We start from the raw sequence: 14,805 nt of genomic DNA, 5'->3' as shown, positions 1-14,805 counted from the left end.
CGATTACCGCTCGGCGATCTCGCCGGGCGTGAGCTCATACGGTTTCGTGCGGACGACGGAGTTGGGTCGCGCGCGTTGCAGGCCGCTGACGATGACGGAATCGCCCGCCTTGATGCTGTCTTCGCCCGTTTCGTCTTCGCGCGCCATGCGGAAGCCCTGCGGCTCTTTGACGACCTTGACCGGAATGACCACCTGCCAGCCTCCCGGTTCTTCGGCGCCGAGTTCGATCGGGCGATACTCGACGACGTTCTCTTGATTCACCACGAGCAGGTAGGGCTTCCCCTGATCGCTCGCCACGGCCATCTGCGGCAGCAGGAGCGCCGGATGTGCATCGCCCAGCGGCACGCGGACGCGCACGAACATGCCCGGCCGCAGGAAGGGCTGCACGTTTTCGGCGGGCTTTGGATTCGGGAACACGCCCCGCACCTGCAACGTGCCCGTATTCGCGTCCACCATGTTGTTCACGAAGTCGATGTAGCCTTCGTGCGGATAGCGATCTTTTTCGTCGGCCAGGGCCATCTGCACCGGCACGCGCGCCCCTTGCTCGACCCCTTTCAGCTCGCCCACTTCGATCAGGCGTCGGATCCGCAACATCGTGTTCTCGTCGACGTCGAAGTAGGTGTAGATCGGATCCTGCGAGACGACCGTCGTGAGCAACGTGTTGTCCTGCGACACGAGATTGCCGTCGGTCAGCAGGTTGCGACCGACGATGCCATCGATCTCGGTGATCACGTCGGTGAACTCGACGTTGAGCGCGGCGGCTTCCGCATTCGCCTTGGCGGCCTCGAGCGCCGCGGCGGCTTCCGCCTCTTTGGCCGCATAGGTGTCGATATCTTGCTGGCTGATGGCTCCGGGAGTCTTGGCGATCTCCAAGGCGCGGGCATAGTCGGCCTGCGCGAGCTTCAGTTGCGCCTCGTTGAGCTTGATCTGACCGTTCGCCTGGTCGAGCGCCGCCTGGTAAGGACGCGGATCGATCTTGAACAGCCGTTGCTTGGCCTTCACCTCGCCGCCGGAGACGAAATCGACCGAGACGAGGTAACCCGTCACCCGGGCACGAATCTCGATCGTGCTGACCGCCTCGGTGCGGCCGGTAAAGAAGACGTAGTCGATCACATCGCGCTCGACCGGCGTGGTCACGCGGACCAGCGGCGCATCGTTCGCCTGTTCGCTGGCGGTCTCGTGACAGCCCGCCAGCAACAGCAGCAGGCACGCACCAGCGGCGGCCCAGGCCATGCGCCCGCGGCGCGCCACAAATCGATCGGCAGAGGCAACTTCACACCAGCGGCGTTTCATCTCGTTCCTCACTCACCTGGGCGGGGGCGCGCGAACCTGGCGCGCTCGGCAACACGACGGGCGTTGACGTTTTTTCGCCACCGTTGCCAAAAGCCCACGGGCAAATCTAGGTCGCGAAACAGGTGCTACGGCGAGGCGAACGCGTCCGCTCGCTGCGTCCGCTACAATCGGCATAACGCGCAATCGCGGCGCAGGCACGCCCCGCGCGGCGCACGAGCGTCTCGCTCAGCAGTGGTTCGGCAGAGAGAGAACCGTCCGCTACTCCGCCAGGGGAGGACGCCGACCATGCCAGGGAGAAGCCTCTTCAAAGGCCGACGAGAGTCGCAGCACGGTGAATTCATCGTGCGGCCGACCGACCACCTGCAGGCCGATCGGCAGGCTCTGGCGATCGAAGCCCACGGGCAGGCTGGCGGCAGGCTGACCCGTCATATTGAAGGGGACACAGAAGCCCAGCCAGTAGAGTGCCCGCACGCGCGCGCCGTCGATCTCGGTGGGACCCAGCGAATTGTTCTCCGTCGCCGTCAACGACGCGGTCGGCGTGAGCAGCGCATCGTAGCGGGTAAAGAGGGGGGCCAGCCGTTCCCAATAATCCTCGCGCGCAAATTGCGCCCGCACCAGATCCTCGGCCGTCAGTCGCGCGGCCTTGGCGGGCATCTTTTGCAAGCGCGGGTCGATCAACTGCTCCCACTCGGCCAGCCGTTCGGAAAAAGCGACGATCGTCTCGCACAACACGATCGTCTGCTGGGCGGGCCCCAGGTCGGGCAGATCGAGCTCGAGTTCCACCACCTCGCAGCCGAGCTGCGCGAAGCGCCGCGCCGCCGCGTCGCAGGCAGAGCGCACCTCGTCGTCGAGCGGCAGGCCGCCGAGCGTCGGACACCAGGCCAGGCGCAAGCCACGTGCCTCGCCCGTGCAGGCGGCGAGAAACGATCGCGACGGTTTCGGCAACGACCAGCGATCGCACAGGTCTTGTCCCGCCATGACGTCGAGCGCCAGGGCCGCATCGCGCACCGTGCGCGTGATCGGCCCATGATGGGCGAGGCTTTCCCAGCCGCGCAAATGGCGCAGGTCGGGCACTCGCCCCAACTGCGGCTTGATGCCATACACGCCGCAGAAGCTGGCCGGGATGCGAATCGATCCGCCGCCGTCGCTCCCCGTCGCCAGGGGCCCCACGCCGCACGCCACCGCCGCGGCCGAGCCCCCGCTCGAGCCCCCCGTGTTGCGCGAGAGATCCCACGGGTTGTAGGCATCGCCGAACAGGGCGTTCATCGTCAGCGGGGTCAGCCCGAACTCGGACGTGTTCGTCTTGCCCAGCACGATGGCGCCGGCCGCCTTGAGTCCCGCTACCGCGGGCGTATCGGTCGCCGGGACAAAATCGGCAAACAAGCGCGAGCCGAACGTCGTGCGGATGCCGGCCGTCAGGTGCAAATCCTTGACCGTGATCGGCACGCCGTGCAGTGGACCGAGCGTATCGCCGCGCATGACGGCGGCTTCCGCCTCGCGCGCCGCGCCCCGCGCCGCTTCATCGACGCGCGTGACGACCGCGTTGAGCTGCGGATTCACGCGGTCCAACTGCGCGAGCACGGCCTCGACCACTTCGACCGGCGAAACCTGTCGTGCGCGAATCCGTGCGGCTAATTCACTGGCGGACATCCACAACAATTCGCTCGACATGACGATATCTCCATCTCCGCGAGCGAAATCACTTTGCCGTGTAGCCGGCGTCGACCATCAGGTTGGTGCCGGTGATGAACGAGGCCTCGTCCGAGGCGAGAAAAGCGATGGCCTGCGCGATCTCGCGCGGTTCGGCGCAGCGCTCGATCATCGCGGCCGCGCCGAAGTCGGGATGCTTGTCGGCCGCCGCGCGATCGAGACCCTGCTCGCGGGCCCGACTCTCGACGATCTGCGTCCACACGGTGCCGGGGCAGGCGGCGTTCACGCGGATGTTATCTGGTGCCAGGTCCATGGCCATGCAGCGCGTCATGTTGGCCACGGCGGCCTTCGTGGCGTTGTAGGTGACGAACTCCGGCTGCGCGATGAAGCTGCTGATCGAGCCAAGATTCACGATCGCGCCGCCACCTTGCTTGCGCATCTCTGGCACGACGTGCTTGGCCACCAGGGCCGGGCCCATCACGTTGACGTCGAGAATCTGCCGCCACTCCTCGGGTGTGGCATCGATGCCGCGCAAGACGAAGATGGCGGCGTTGTTCACCAGAATATCGATGCGCCCGAACTGCTCGACCGCCTGAGCGACCATCGCCTTGACGCTCGCCTCGTCGGCCACGTCGGTGCGCACGAAGAGTGCCCGGCCGCCTGTGGCGCGAATCGTCTCGGCGGTGTCGTTGCCGGTCGGTTCGTCGCGCTCGGCAACGACGACATCCGCTCCTTGTTCCGCGAGTAGCAGACACGTCGCGCGACCGATCCCCTGACCACCGCCGGTCACAATCGCCACCTTGCCGGAAAAACGAGCGCTCATGGTGCAACTCCCCCCATCTGAGAAACCAACAAGGTGGCACAGGCTGTTCGCCGGTGCAAGTCGAATGGCAGCTCAAGGGTGAGCTTTGGATCAGCGGTAGTGATGTTGGCCAGTGAGCGTCAAGTCACTGAATGTCAAAATGGCACAGGCCGTCGGCCTGTGTGGATCACTGGACAGTCAGTGTTGAGCTGAACCGCTCACCCACCGGTGCCACTTGTCGATGAAGTGCTGCGCTGAAGACAGAGATGGTAAGACGGCTGCTCAGCCCGCTCGCAGTGCCACCTTCGAGCGCAACATGCCGCGGATCATATTGGCCACGTGCCAGGCGGCATCGGGTCGACCGAGCGAGCGCATGTTGGCCGACATGGCGCTGAGCCGTTCTTGATCGTCGACGAGTTGCGTCAGCAGCGCGGCGAACTGATCGTCGGCGCGGCCCTGTACATCGCGGGTATCGAACACCTCGCCGGCGCCCACGGCTGCAAAGTGATCGGCGTTCGAGCGCTGGTGATTATCGCGTGCCGCCGGATAGGGCACGAACACGGCCGGCGTACCCGCCACGGCCAACTCGGCCAAGGTGGTTCCGCCCGAGCGGCACACGGCGAGAGTCGTCCGCGCGAGTTGACGTCGCACGTCGTGCAAGAAGGGGATCACGCGCGCCTCGATGGCGAACTTGCCGTACAGCTCGCGCGTGGCGGCACATTCGGCCTCGCCCGACTGATGAATGATCTTCCAACCGCGCCGCGCAAGACCCAGCTTGTAGAGCGTCGGCGGCAGCAACTTATTGAGCTGGCTTGCCCCGCGACTGCCACCGAGGATCAACAGTCGCCGGCTGGACGCCGCGCGTTGGGGATCGCGTGCCGCAGCGGCCGAAGCACCCATGGCCAGGCGAATGGGATTGCCGGTGACGCGCACCGGACACGAGGCGCGGAGCATGTTCCGCGCTTCTTCGAAGGCCGAGCAGATGAGCGTTGCCCGCGAGGCAAGATAGCGCGTGGCGCGTCCTGGAATGACGTTCTGTTCGAGCAGCACGAGCGGGACGTCGCGCGCCGCGGCGGCGCGCCCCATCGGCACGCTCACGTAGCCTCCGAGTCCCACCACCAGGTCAACCCGCTCTTGCCGGAGAAAGCGCACGGCGCCGCGATAGCCCGCCATGTTGGCGGCCAGAAAGCGCACGGCGTCCCACGGCGAGCGCGGCAACGCGCGGCAGGGGAGCGCCAGATAATCGAATCCGGCCTGCCCGACGTGGCGCCGTTCGAACTCGTGGCCGCTGCCGGCAAACGTGATGCGCAGCCGGCCATCCAGCTCGCGCAATTGCTCGGCCACGGCCAAACCGGGAAACAGGTGGCCCCCCGTGGCCCCCCCCGCGAAAACGAGATGTCGAGTCGCATCCTGCGGCATGTGACTTCACTTACTCCCGATCCTTTGCCGCCCGGTCAAATGGATGCTTGATATCGAGGAAGGACACGAGGCGAATCGGCGTGGTTCGCACGTCGGGCATGAGACGTGCGCAAGTGCAGGCGTTATTGACGAATCGAAGAGGAAGGAGAGGTCGACTCCGCGCGTTCGGCAAGCTTTGCGGCGGTCCGTAGTTCATCGTGACGACCGATCGCGATACCCGACACGAAAAACACGATTCCCCCCAGCGCCGCGCAGGTCAGCGCGGCAAGCCAGAAATGCCCTACGACACGCGTCTCCGACCAGCCGCGAAACTGAAAATGATGGTGCAGCGGGGCGCACAGGAACACTCGCCGGCCTCGCCAGCGGAGACTGGCCAACTGCACCGCCACGCTCAACGTCTCGACGACGAACACGCCGCAGACGATCGCGACCAACACTTCCTGCCTCGACACGATGGCCAGATAACCGAGGAGCGCGCCCAGCGATAACGACCCCGTATCGCCGAGAAAGATCCGCGCCGGATGACGATTGAACCAGAGGAAGCCCAACACACCGCCGATCGCGGCGGCCGTGAGGACGAGCGTTTCACCGGCGCCGGCGATCGCGGGAATGCCCCAGTGCGCGGCCCACTCCACATCGCCACAAATGCCTACCACGATCGCCAGCACGGCCAGGGCCGCAAGCAAGCAACCGGCGGCGAGGCCATCGAGCCCATCGGTCAGATTGACCGAGTTGCAACTGCCGACGAGCACCAGCACGGCCAGCGGCACGAACCAGACGCCCAGCGTCCCCACCGACCCGACCAGCGGCACGAAGCATGCGAGACTTCCGCCCGCGTGCGCTTGCTGGGCATAGACCGCCAGTGCCACGGGAATCGCGACCAGCGTCTGGCCGATCAACTTGGCGCGGGGCGATTCGCCCCGCCCGGTGACGACCTTCTTCAGATCGTCGAGCACGCCGACGATGCCCATCCCGATCAGCAGCAACAGGCCAATCTGCACGTAGTGGTTCGTGAGATCGCCGAGCAGCAGCATCGCCAGAGCAATGGCGACGAGCACGAGCAGACCGCCCATGGTGGGCGTAAGACTCTTGGCGGCGTGCAGCTCGCGCAAGCGCGCGGAGGGAGAGTTGTTCTGATCGAGCACGCGCGCTCGCAGCCAGACGATCGTGCGTGGTCCGGCCAGCAACACGACGACGAGCGCCAGTAGGAAAGCTGCCGCTGCCCGCCACACGAGCAGGGTCGAACCAGACAGCGCGTGATCGGCGCCGAGCAAGGCATCGTACAACCAAGCCAGCATGCTGGGTCTGTCTCTTTCTTCAGCGAAGCGCGGCGCGTCGCGGGGGGACGCGTCGTTCGTGCGCTTTCGTATTCCCGGCTCATGCGCTCGTTGCCGAGCGGGCGAGCCTTCGTGTTCCCTGAGGCACCGCGCGTGGCATTGCGCCACGCGCGGTGCTCAGTAAAAAGCTCCATCGAGAAGCGCTTGCCAACGCGGCTGACCCAGAAGCCGCTGGTGTCGACAAGTTTTGTGCCTCGACCCAGGAGGGTGGGTGGTGCCGTATTCCCGCAAATGCGGCACCGTCGATGGAGCTCTCCAATGTTTCGTTGTGGGTGCGTTATTTCCAGTGTGCCGTCTCGGAAGGGTTCTCCGTGCGCTCACGCGACCAGTCGCCACGTGTTGCGCGCCGGGGCCAATCCCGCGATCAGTTGGTCTAGTGCCTCGCGACGCGAGCCCTTCCAGAGCAGCACGTCGCCGGGCCGCAGACTCGCGTTCAGCGTGGGCAGCGCATCCTCGGCGGCGTGGAACTCGAGGGTGCGAGTCGACGGCATGCCCGCCTCACGCGCTCCGCTCACGATCTCGGCGGCGTGCGGGCCACAGGCCACCAGCACATCCGCGCCGCACAGCGTCACGACCTGGTCCCCCAGGCGGCGATGTTGCTTCGGCGAGTTGTCGCCCAACTCGGGCAAATCGCCGCAGACGACAAATCGGCGTCCGCGGGCATCGCAATCGCGCAGCAACTCGAGTGCCGCCTGCATGGCGACGGGGTTGTCGTTGTAGGCATCGCTCACGATGCGCACGCCGGCTCGATCGAGCATCTGGCAACGCATCGGCGGTGGATCGAATTCGGCCAGGGCCGAGGCAATCTCGTTCATGGCCAGGCCCATGGCCCGGCCAACGCCGATCGCCAGCAGGGCGGCCGTCAGGTGATGGCGCCCCCAGACGGGAATCGAAATCTCGCAACCTTCGACCTCGAACGAGAGCATGCCGCGCCGCGCGCGGACACGCGTCGCCACGAGATCGCCATCGGCCCGGCGCCCGACCCACAGGATCTTGGCTCGCGACCGCGCGGCAAGCCGCCGCAGACCGGGATCGTCGCCATTGAGCACGGCCAGTCCGTCGGGCGACAAGCGCGCCAGCAGTTCGACCTGTGCTTCGAGGGCCTGGCGACCGCCGTTCGTTTCGGTGGCTTCGAGATAATCGAGCGAGGTAATCACGCCGATGTGCGGGGCGCACAACGTGGCAAGCCCGCCGACGTGGCCCCCTTCGTCCGCGCTGAGTTCAAACACCGCATGTTCGTGACGCTCGTCGAGCGCGAGCAGATCGAGCGCGAGCGACGTGGGATCGGCGGCGTCGGCCGCGCCGACAAGGCCGCGCTGCCGGTGCGAGAGCACGCAGTCGATCATGTCACGAGTGGTCGTCTTGCCGACGCTTCCCGCCACCGCCACGACAGTGCCGGTAAAGCCGCTCCGCTGCCAGCGGGCGAACTCGACCAGTGCCCGGCGTGGCTCCTCGACCTCGAGCAGCCAACCATCGCCGCAGGGATCGGTCGCCCCGGTGGCCGCCACGACACCCACCGCGCCGCGGGCATAGGCTTCCCAGGCGCGGGCCGGATCGCTGGAGGGGCGATCGCCCAAAGCCCAGTAGATGTCACCTTTGTCGATTTGCGAGCTGTCGGTCACCAGGCGTTCGAGCGGTGCATCGGGCGACGCCGGCGCCGCGTCGTCGCGCTGGCGCCGGACGCCGCCGACGAGTTCGCCGAGTGTCTGTAGCGTGATCATGTCCATCGTTCGCATCCTTGCGTTCGATCTACGTCGGGGTCGTGGTGCGTCCTAGGCCGCGGCACGCTGCTGGAATTGCGGGGTCCAGTGCTGGTACAGCCAGGCGCGAGCAAACTCTCGATCGTCGATCGGCAGCGTCCTGCCACCGATCTCCTGTCCCGTCTCATGTCCCTTGCCGGCAATCAGGACGCAATCGCCTTCGCGCGCCGTATGAAGCGCCGTGGCGATGGCGGTGGCACGATCGAGCTCGACCTGAGCATCGAAGGGCCGTCGAAAGCCGGTCAAAATCTCGCTGGCAATGTCGCCCGGCTTCTCCGAGCGCGGGTTGTCGCTGGTCAGGAACACCAGGTCGGCGCCCAACTCCGCGGCCCGCCCCATCAGGGGACGCTTCTCGCGGTCTCGATCGCCACCGGCGCCAAACACGCAGATCACGCGGCCACGCGCCACGCGACGCAACGTCTCGAGACTGCCGGCGAGCGCATCGGGCGTATGGGCATAGTCGACATACACGCCGAACGGTTGGCCGCATTCGATGCGTTCCAAGCGGCCGGGCACGCTGGTCACCGCCTCGAGTCCACGCACGATCGTCGGTAGCTCGATGCCGTAGCAACCGGCGATCGCCGCGGCGACCAGGCAGTTGTAGATGTTGTGTTGTCCGATGAGGTGCGTCCGCACCGGCACCGAGGTGTCGTCGCTGCTGAGCAGGAAGGTCTGCTCGCTCGAGAACTCTTCGAGCGGCAGGGCGGTCCACTCGCCGCAGCCGTGCATCGCGACCGAGAGCGCCGGTCCATGAAAGACGGCCAGCATCTCGGCGGTGACCGGATCGTCGGCATTGAAGATGGCCACCCCCTCGCCGCGCATGTGGTCGAAGATGCGTGTCTTGGCGGCTCGGTAGGCGTCGAGTGTTTCGTGATAGTCGAGATGATCGTGCCGCACGTTCGTCACCGCGACGGCGTCGAGCAGCACGCCGGCCAAGCGGCGCTGATCGAGCGCGTGGCTCGATACCTCGATCACCGCGTGGGTGCAGCCGGTCGACTCGAGATGAGCCAGCCGCGCCGCCAGTTGCGGCGCGGTGGGCGTAGTGTGCGTGGTAGGTTCCCAATCGAATCCGTCGAAGGAACCGAGCGTGCCGATGATGCCCGTCTGGTAGCCGGCCGCCGCCAGGATGCTGGCCGTCAACAGGCTGGTGGTCGTCTTGCCGTTCGTGCCGGTGATGCCGATGACCCGCATTCGCGAACTGGGATCGCCGACCAGCGCCTGGCAGATCCGTCCGAAGGCCTCGCGTGAATCGTCGACGAGACAGACCGGTAGCGAGCAGTCGGGCAGGGGGCGCTCGGCCAGGATGGCGGTGGCGCCACGTCGTTCGGCCTCGGCCACGAAGCGGTGGCCATCGGTGCGAGTACCCGCCAGGGCGGCGAACAGATCGCCCGGGCGGCAGCAGCGTGAATCGGCGGTGCAACCGCGCACGACGATATCCTGGGCGCCCTGGAAGGTGGCGCGCGGTAGAAGATCGCGCAGGCGTACTGCGTCGGTGCGCTCAAGCATCGCCGAAGGCCTCCTTGCCTTGCGGATGCACGCTTTTGGAAATGTCTGTGCTAGCGAGATGAGCCGAGACGAAGGCCGCCTTTGTGCTCGTCAGGCTCGACTGCCATGTCGGCCGCGACGATCACTCCTCTGGCAAGCCCGCAACGAGCGGTCCAGGTGAAGTGCCTACTCGCGCGTCGCTGGGATACGACGTGCGGCAACGCATGCACTTGCTCTCGCGAACGTAGTCGCATGAGGGCCGGGATTGTCGCGATTTCACGAGCGGTGTCAAGGCGGATTTAAGGCGTGTGCCAGCAATGCCTTGCGCGCGGAAATGGCAAGCAGCAAAGTCGCCCGACGCTGCGAAGGATGGCGCACGTGAAGGGCTGAATTGCTCGACACAATCTGCGTTCATCGGCGTGCATCTGCGGATCGATACTCGTTGGCTGAGCAAGGGTTTAATCCACAGACGGACGCAGATACACGCAGATAGAACTTCTTGCGGCCGGTCGATTCTCTGTCGCGTTCCGTAGTCAAAAAGTGTGGCAGACCGGCAACTGGCGAACGAGTAAAATAGGGAAACTGGAAGTTTGCATCAGGCGAGGAGCACAGGCATGTTCTCGATCGGCACTCAGTCACGTCGTCGGTTTCTGCAATCGAGCGCGGCGTTTGGGGCGGCACTTTTCACCGTGCGGGGTGCCTTTGCCGAGGAGCTCACGCCTACGCCGAAGCAGATGGAAGGGCCCTTCTACCCCACGCAGTTGCCGCTCGATACCGATAACGATTTGATCATCGTCAACGACGGTATCACCCCCGCCGTGGGCGAGATCACGCACTTGGGTGGGCGTATTCTCGACAAGCAAGGCGAACCGATTCGCAACGCCCTGGTCGAGATCTGGCAGTGCGACAGCAACGGCGCCTACCTGCACACCGGCAGCAGTAATTACGACCGCCGCGACGGCAATTTCCAGGGCTTTGGCCGGTTCCTGACCGGTTCGACCGGCGACTATTACTTCCGCACGATCAAGCCGGTGGCGTATCCCGGCCGTACGCCCCACATCCACTTCGCCGTCAAGCTGAAGGGACGCGACAAGTACACCACGCAGTGCTACATCGCCGGCGAGACGGCCAACGAGCGCGACGGTGTCTTCCGCTCGGTGCGCGATCCGGAATTGCGCAAGCTGCTCGTCGTCGACTTCGCGCCGCTCCCCAACTCACGCGTGGGGGAGTTGGCAGCCAAGTTCGATATCGTCCTGGGTTACACGCCCGAGGCCTGAGCAGGGGTCAGGGCGTAGTGGTCAGGGGCTCACTGGCAGCGGTTCTGGGGGCACTTTGCTGCGTTGGGCAAAGATTTATGCCCTCTCTGGCAGCGTGAGTTTCCGGTGAAGCCGCCGTTTTGAAGCCATGAAGGGGTGGCGTTCGTGCGGCTTCCACAAGGGGGAGAAACCGCGCTGAATAGGGGCAGCGCTTGACGTCAGCTAGCGCCATCTGCTAGCAATGACGATGGCGGCCCATGAATTCCATGAACGTATTGTGAATTAAAGACTTACGTCGATTCTTGGAATCTTCTTGAATTTGATTGACTTGAACTCGAATCGCGGTAAACTCGCCTTCCGCACTCCATCCTATTGTGGTACCTAGGGCGTCTACTACAATATATTGGTGTGTTAGAGGCAAATAGCCGATCTCTAGGGTCAAATCACTCTACGATCCCCGGCGTGGTCAAAAACAGCCGCCGGAATGCCGATATCGTCACATGGCTGTATACTGATGTATACTACCTGGAATGGATGCCCCTGATCGCCTGGAAGACACGGAGGTCGACGATGACCGACGCTACTTTGATCGAACGTACCCGTATGTCCGCTACTACCGAAAATGGCAATCATGGCGTGCCGCAGCGCGCTTCGATGCGCGGATTGTCGGTCCGCGCGGTTTTCTGCCCCGACGATGGTCGCGACCCGTTCGAAACGGTGGCCTGGGACCGTCGCGTGGCGGCGATCAAGGGAGAGAACGGCGAGGTGCTGTTTGAGCAGCCCAACTGCGAGGTGCCGGCCCACTGGAGCCAGTTGGCCACGAATGTCGTCGTCAGCAAGTATTTCTACGGCGAGAATGGCACTCCCGAACGCGAGTCGAGCGTCCGCCAGTTGATCAATCGCGTGACGCGGACGATTGCCGACTGGGGCATTCGCGACGGCTACTTCGCCAGCCCCGAAGATGGCGAGCGTTTCTATCGCGAGCTGACCTTTCTCTGCCTGCACCAGTACGGGGCGTTCAATTCGCCGGTCTGGTTCAACGTGGGCCTCTACCACCAGTACGGCGTGCGCGGCGCCCAGTGCAACTGGCATTGGGATCCGGAAACGACCGTGGTCAAGCAGCCCGAGAATCCGTACGAGTATCCGCAAGGCTCGGCCTGCTTCATCCAGAGCGTGCAAGACAATATGGAAGACATCATGGAACTCGCCCGGAGCGAGGCCATGTTGTTCAAGTTCGGTTCCGGCACGGGCACGGACCTCTCCACGCTGCGTTCGCAGGAAGAGAAGCTCAGCGGCGGGGGCAAGCCTTCGGGTCCGCTTTCGTTCATGCGGGTTTACGACCAGATCGCGGCCGTGGTGAAGAGCGGCGGCAAGACGCGCCGCGCGGCCAAGATGCAGTCGCTCAAGGACTGGCACCCCGACATCGTGGGCTTCATCGAATGCAAGGCCAAGGAAGAGAAGAAGGCCCGCTGCCTCATCGAGAAGGGGGGCTACGAGTCGAACTTCAACGGCGAGGCCTATAGCTCGATCCTCTTCCAGAACGCCAACTTGTCGGTGCGCGTCAGCGACGAGTTCATGCGGGCGGTGGTCGAGGATCGCGATTGGACGACCCACTGGGTGACCGATCCCTCGCGTGCCGGCGCGAGCTTCCCGGCCCGCGACATGATGGCCAAGATGGCCGAGGGGGCCTGGTATTGCGGCGATCCGGGCGTGCAGTACGACACGACGATCAACCGCTGGCACACGTGCCCTAACTCGGGCCGGATCAATGCCTCGAATCCGTGCTCGGAGTACATGTTCCTCGACGATACGGCCTGCAACCTGGCGAGCATCAACCTGATGAAGTTCCGTCAGGAGGATGGCTCGTTCGATGCCGCCGGTTTCCAGACCGCCTGCCGGACGTACTTCATCGCGCAGGAGATTCTGGTCGATCACGCCAGTTACCCGACGCAGCGCATCGCCGCGAACAGTCATCGTTTCCGTCCGCTGGGGTTGGGGTACTCGAATCTTGGCTCGCTCATCATGTCGAGCGGTCTGGCTTACGATTCTGCCGCGGCCCGCGGTTTGTGCGGGGCGATCACTTCTCTGTTGCACGGTGCGGCCAACCTGTGCAGCGCCGAGATGGCGGCCGCGGTTGGTCCGTTCGATGGTTTTGCCGAGAATCGCGAGCCGATGCTCCGCGTCATGCAGATGCACCGCGATGCGGTCGAGGCGATCGACGAGGCCTGCCCGGCCTACCTGCGTCAGGCCGCTCGCCGTCTGTGGGACAACGTGCTGGCCGAAGGTCGCCACCATGGCTTCCGCAACGCGCAGGCCACGGTGCTTGCTCCGACCGGCACGATCAGCTTCCTGATGGACTGCGACACGACCGGCATCGAGCCGGAAATCGCGCTGGTGAAGTACAAGCAGCTTGCCGGCGGCGGCATGTTGAAGATCGTCAACCAGACGGTCCCCTTGGCGCTCAAGACGCTGGGCTACGATCAGCCCTCGATCGAAGGCATTCTGGCCTACATCGATCGCGAAGACACGATCGAAGGGGCGCCGGTGTTGAAGGAAGAACACCTCCATGTGTTCGACTGTGCCTTCCAGCCGCGTAATGGCAAGCGTTCGATCGCCTGGCAGGCCCACGTGCGAATGATGGCGGCGGCTCAGCCGTTCCTCTCGGGGGCGATCTCGAAGACGGTGAACATGCCGCGCGAGACGACTCCCGCCGATATTGCCCAGGCCTATCTCGAAGGTTGGCAGTTGGGGCTCAAGGCCCTGGCCGTCTATCGCGACGGCTCGAAGGAGAGCCAGCCCCTGTCGACGCAGACCGAATCGTCGAAGGCCGCCGACAAGGTGGCCGCCACGCCGCGTCGCGAACGGTTGGCCGATACCCGTCGCTCGATTACGCACAAGTTCAACGTGGCGGGACACGAAGGGTACATCACGGTCGGCCTGTACGACGACGGCCGCCCGGGGGAGCTCTTCATCACCATGGCCAAAGAAGGGAGCACCATCGGCGGCTTGATGGACTGCTTCGGCACGGCCGTCTCGATGAGCCTGCAATACGGCGTGCCGCTCGAGGTGTACGTGAGCAAGTTCTCGCACACCCGCTTCGAGCCGATGGGTCATACGAAGAACCCCGATATTCGCATCGCCAAGAGTATCGTCGATTACATCTTCCGCTGGCTGGGCATGACCTTCATCCCGGGCTTCCGCGAGGCGCACAATCCGGCGATCGAGGAGGGCAGTTCCTCGGGGGACGGCTCGGGAGACAAGGAAGGTGATACCAAGCCCGCCGCCAAGAAGGCTGGCGGGCCGACGGTCGAGGCAGGAACGCCGGTCGCCAACGGTACGGTCAAGCTGAACGGATCGCACACGACGCCCGAGGTTTCGGCCTCGTTGCTCGAACGAGCCGGCGTCGCGCCCAAGCTCAAGCAGGGCGAGTCGTTCGCCAATCGCAGCGAGCAGTTCGCCAGCTTCCAGCTCGACGCTCCGGCCTGCGATAATTGCGGCGCCATTACGGTCCGCAACGGCAACTGCTATCTTTGCCACAACTGTGGAAACAGTATGGGTTGCTCGTAAAGGAATGTGGGAAGGATACCCGGCGAGCAACCCTTTTCATTCATCCCCGCGCGGTAAATGAGTGGGGCGTCCGACATGCAATGGTCGGGCTCCCGCCGGTCGTCCTCGGAACATCGGCTGCGCAGGTATCGATATTGTTCGCCACATGCCGGAGGCCGTACTCTGTCGCCAGAGTGCCGCCTCCGGCTTTTTTTGTATCGCGATAGAATAAGGCCGGCTACGAGTTGGGAGGATTC

The 14,805-nt window shown here is 64.7% G+C and carries 9 protein-coding genes; 2 read left to right on the top strand and 7 right to left on the bottom strand.

Going from position 1 to position 14,805, the window contains the following annotated elements:
• Window positions 1-3: 3 nt before the first annotated feature.
• The 7 genes from KF708_11295 to KF708_11265 form a co-directional block, all read right to left on the bottom strand.
• Window positions 4-1,293 carry an efflux RND transporter periplasmic adaptor subunit gene (locus tag KF708_11295; GenBank protein ID MBX3413265.1) on the bottom strand — a complete coding sequence of 430 codons (1,290 nt, stop codon included), beginning with the start codon at window positions 1,291-1,293 and terminating at the stop codon, window positions 4-6.
• 258 nt (window positions 1,294-1,551) lie between these two features.
• Window positions 1,552-2,964 (bottom strand): amidase, encoded by a 1,413-nt coding sequence (locus tag KF708_11290; protein MBX3413264.1) that lies wholly within the window; start codon window positions 2,962-2,964, stop codon window positions 1,552-1,554.
• A gap of 28 nt (window positions 2,965-2,992) precedes the next feature.
• Window positions 2,993-3,766: an SDR family oxidoreductase gene (locus KF708_11285; protein ID MBX3413263.1), complete on the bottom strand. Its 774-nt coding sequence runs from the start codon at window positions 3,764-3,766 to the stop codon at window positions 2,993-2,995.
• 261 nt (window positions 3,767-4,027) lie between these two features.
• Entirely contained in the window at window positions 4,028-5,164 is a 1,137-nt protein-coding gene (locus KF708_11280; protein ID MBX3413262.1) for a UDP-N-acetylglucosamine--N-acetylmuramyl-(pentapeptide) pyrophosphoryl-undecaprenol N-acetylglucosamine transferase, read from the bottom strand.
• Window positions 5,165-5,286: 122 nt separating this feature from the next.
• Window positions 5,287-6,462: a phospho-N-acetylmuramoyl-pentapeptide-transferase gene (mraY, locus tag KF708_11275; protein ID MBX3413261.1), complete on the bottom strand. Its 1,176-nt coding sequence runs from the start codon at window positions 6,460-6,462 to the stop codon at window positions 5,287-5,289.
• A gap of 356 nt (window positions 6,463-6,818) precedes the next feature.
• On the bottom strand, window positions 6,819-8,228 hold the full coding sequence (locus tag KF708_11270) for a UDP-N-acetylmuramoyl-tripeptide--D-alanyl-D-alanine ligase (protein MBX3413260.1): 1,410 nt from the start codon (window positions 8,226-8,228) through the stop codon (window positions 6,819-6,821).
• A 45-nt stretch (window positions 8,229-8,273) separates the two neighbouring features.
• On the bottom strand, window positions 8,274-9,767 hold the full coding sequence (locus tag KF708_11265) for a UDP-N-acetylmuramoyl-L-alanyl-D-glutamate--2,6-diaminopimelate ligase (protein ID MBX3413259.1): 1,494 nt from the start codon (window positions 9,765-9,767) through the stop codon (window positions 8,274-8,276).
• Window positions 9,768-10,360: 593 nt separating this feature from the next.
• On the opposite strand from KF708_11265, the gene KF708_11260 reads away from it, so the two are divergent.
• The gene (locus KF708_11260; protein MBX3413258.1) at window positions 10,361-11,023 is read left to right on the top strand and encodes an intradiol ring-cleavage dioxygenase; all 663 of its coding nucleotides are present in this window, start codon (window positions 10,361-10,363) and stop codon (window positions 11,021-11,023) included.
• Window positions 11,024-11,536: 513 nt separating this feature from the next.
• The gene (locus tag KF708_11255; GenBank protein MBX3413257.1) at window positions 11,537-14,569 is read left to right on the top strand and encodes a vitamin B12-dependent ribonucleotide reductase; all 3,033 of its coding nucleotides are present in this window, start codon (window positions 11,537-11,539) and stop codon (window positions 14,567-14,569) included.
• The last annotated feature ends 236 nt before the right edge of the window (window positions 14,570-14,805 follow it).

The sequence above is a fragment of the Pirellulales bacterium genome (assembly GCA_019636335.1).
Lineage (GTDB): Bacteria > Planctomycetota > Planctomycetia > Pirellulales > JAEUIK01 > JAHBXR01.
Note: the sequence above shows the minus strand (reverse complement) of the source record. Positions and strands in the feature narration are given on the sequence as shown.

Excerpts from the sequence above, each read along its gene's own strand:
- KF708_11285 (MBX3413263.1), bottom strand. The coding sequence starts at position 3,766 with ATGAGCGCTCGTTTTTCCGGCAAGGTGGCGATTGTGACCGGCGGTGGT.
- KF708_11265 (MBX3413259.1), bottom strand. The coding sequence starts at position 9,767 with ATGCTTGAGCGCACCGACGCAGTACGCCTGCGCGATCTTCTACCGCGC.
- KF708_11260 (MBX3413258.1), top strand. The coding sequence starts at position 10,361 with ATGTTCTCGATCGGCACTCAGTCACGTCGTCGGTTTCTGCAATCGAGC.
- KF708_11270 (MBX3413260.1), bottom strand. The coding sequence starts at position 8,228 with ATGGACATGATCACGCTACAGACACTCGGCGAACTCGTCGGCGGCGTC.
- KF708_11255 (MBX3413257.1), top strand. The coding sequence starts at position 11,537 with ATGCCCCTGATCGCCTGGAAGACACGGAGGTCGACGATGACCGACGCT.
- KF708_11295 (MBX3413265.1), bottom strand. The coding sequence starts at position 1,293 with ATGAAACGCCGCTGGTGTGAAGTTGCCTCTGCCGATCGATTTGTGGCG.
- KF708_11280 (MBX3413262.1), bottom strand. The coding sequence starts at position 5,164 with ATGCCGCAGGATGCGACTCGACATCTCGTTTTCGCGGGGGGGGCCACG.
- mraY (MBX3413261.1), bottom strand. The coding sequence starts at position 6,462 with ATGCTGGCTTGGTTGTACGATGCCTTGCTCGGCGCCGATCACGCGCTG.
- KF708_11290 (MBX3413264.1), bottom strand. The coding sequence starts at position 2,964 with ATGTCGAGCGAATTGTTGTGGATGTCCGCCAGTGAATTAGCCGCACGG.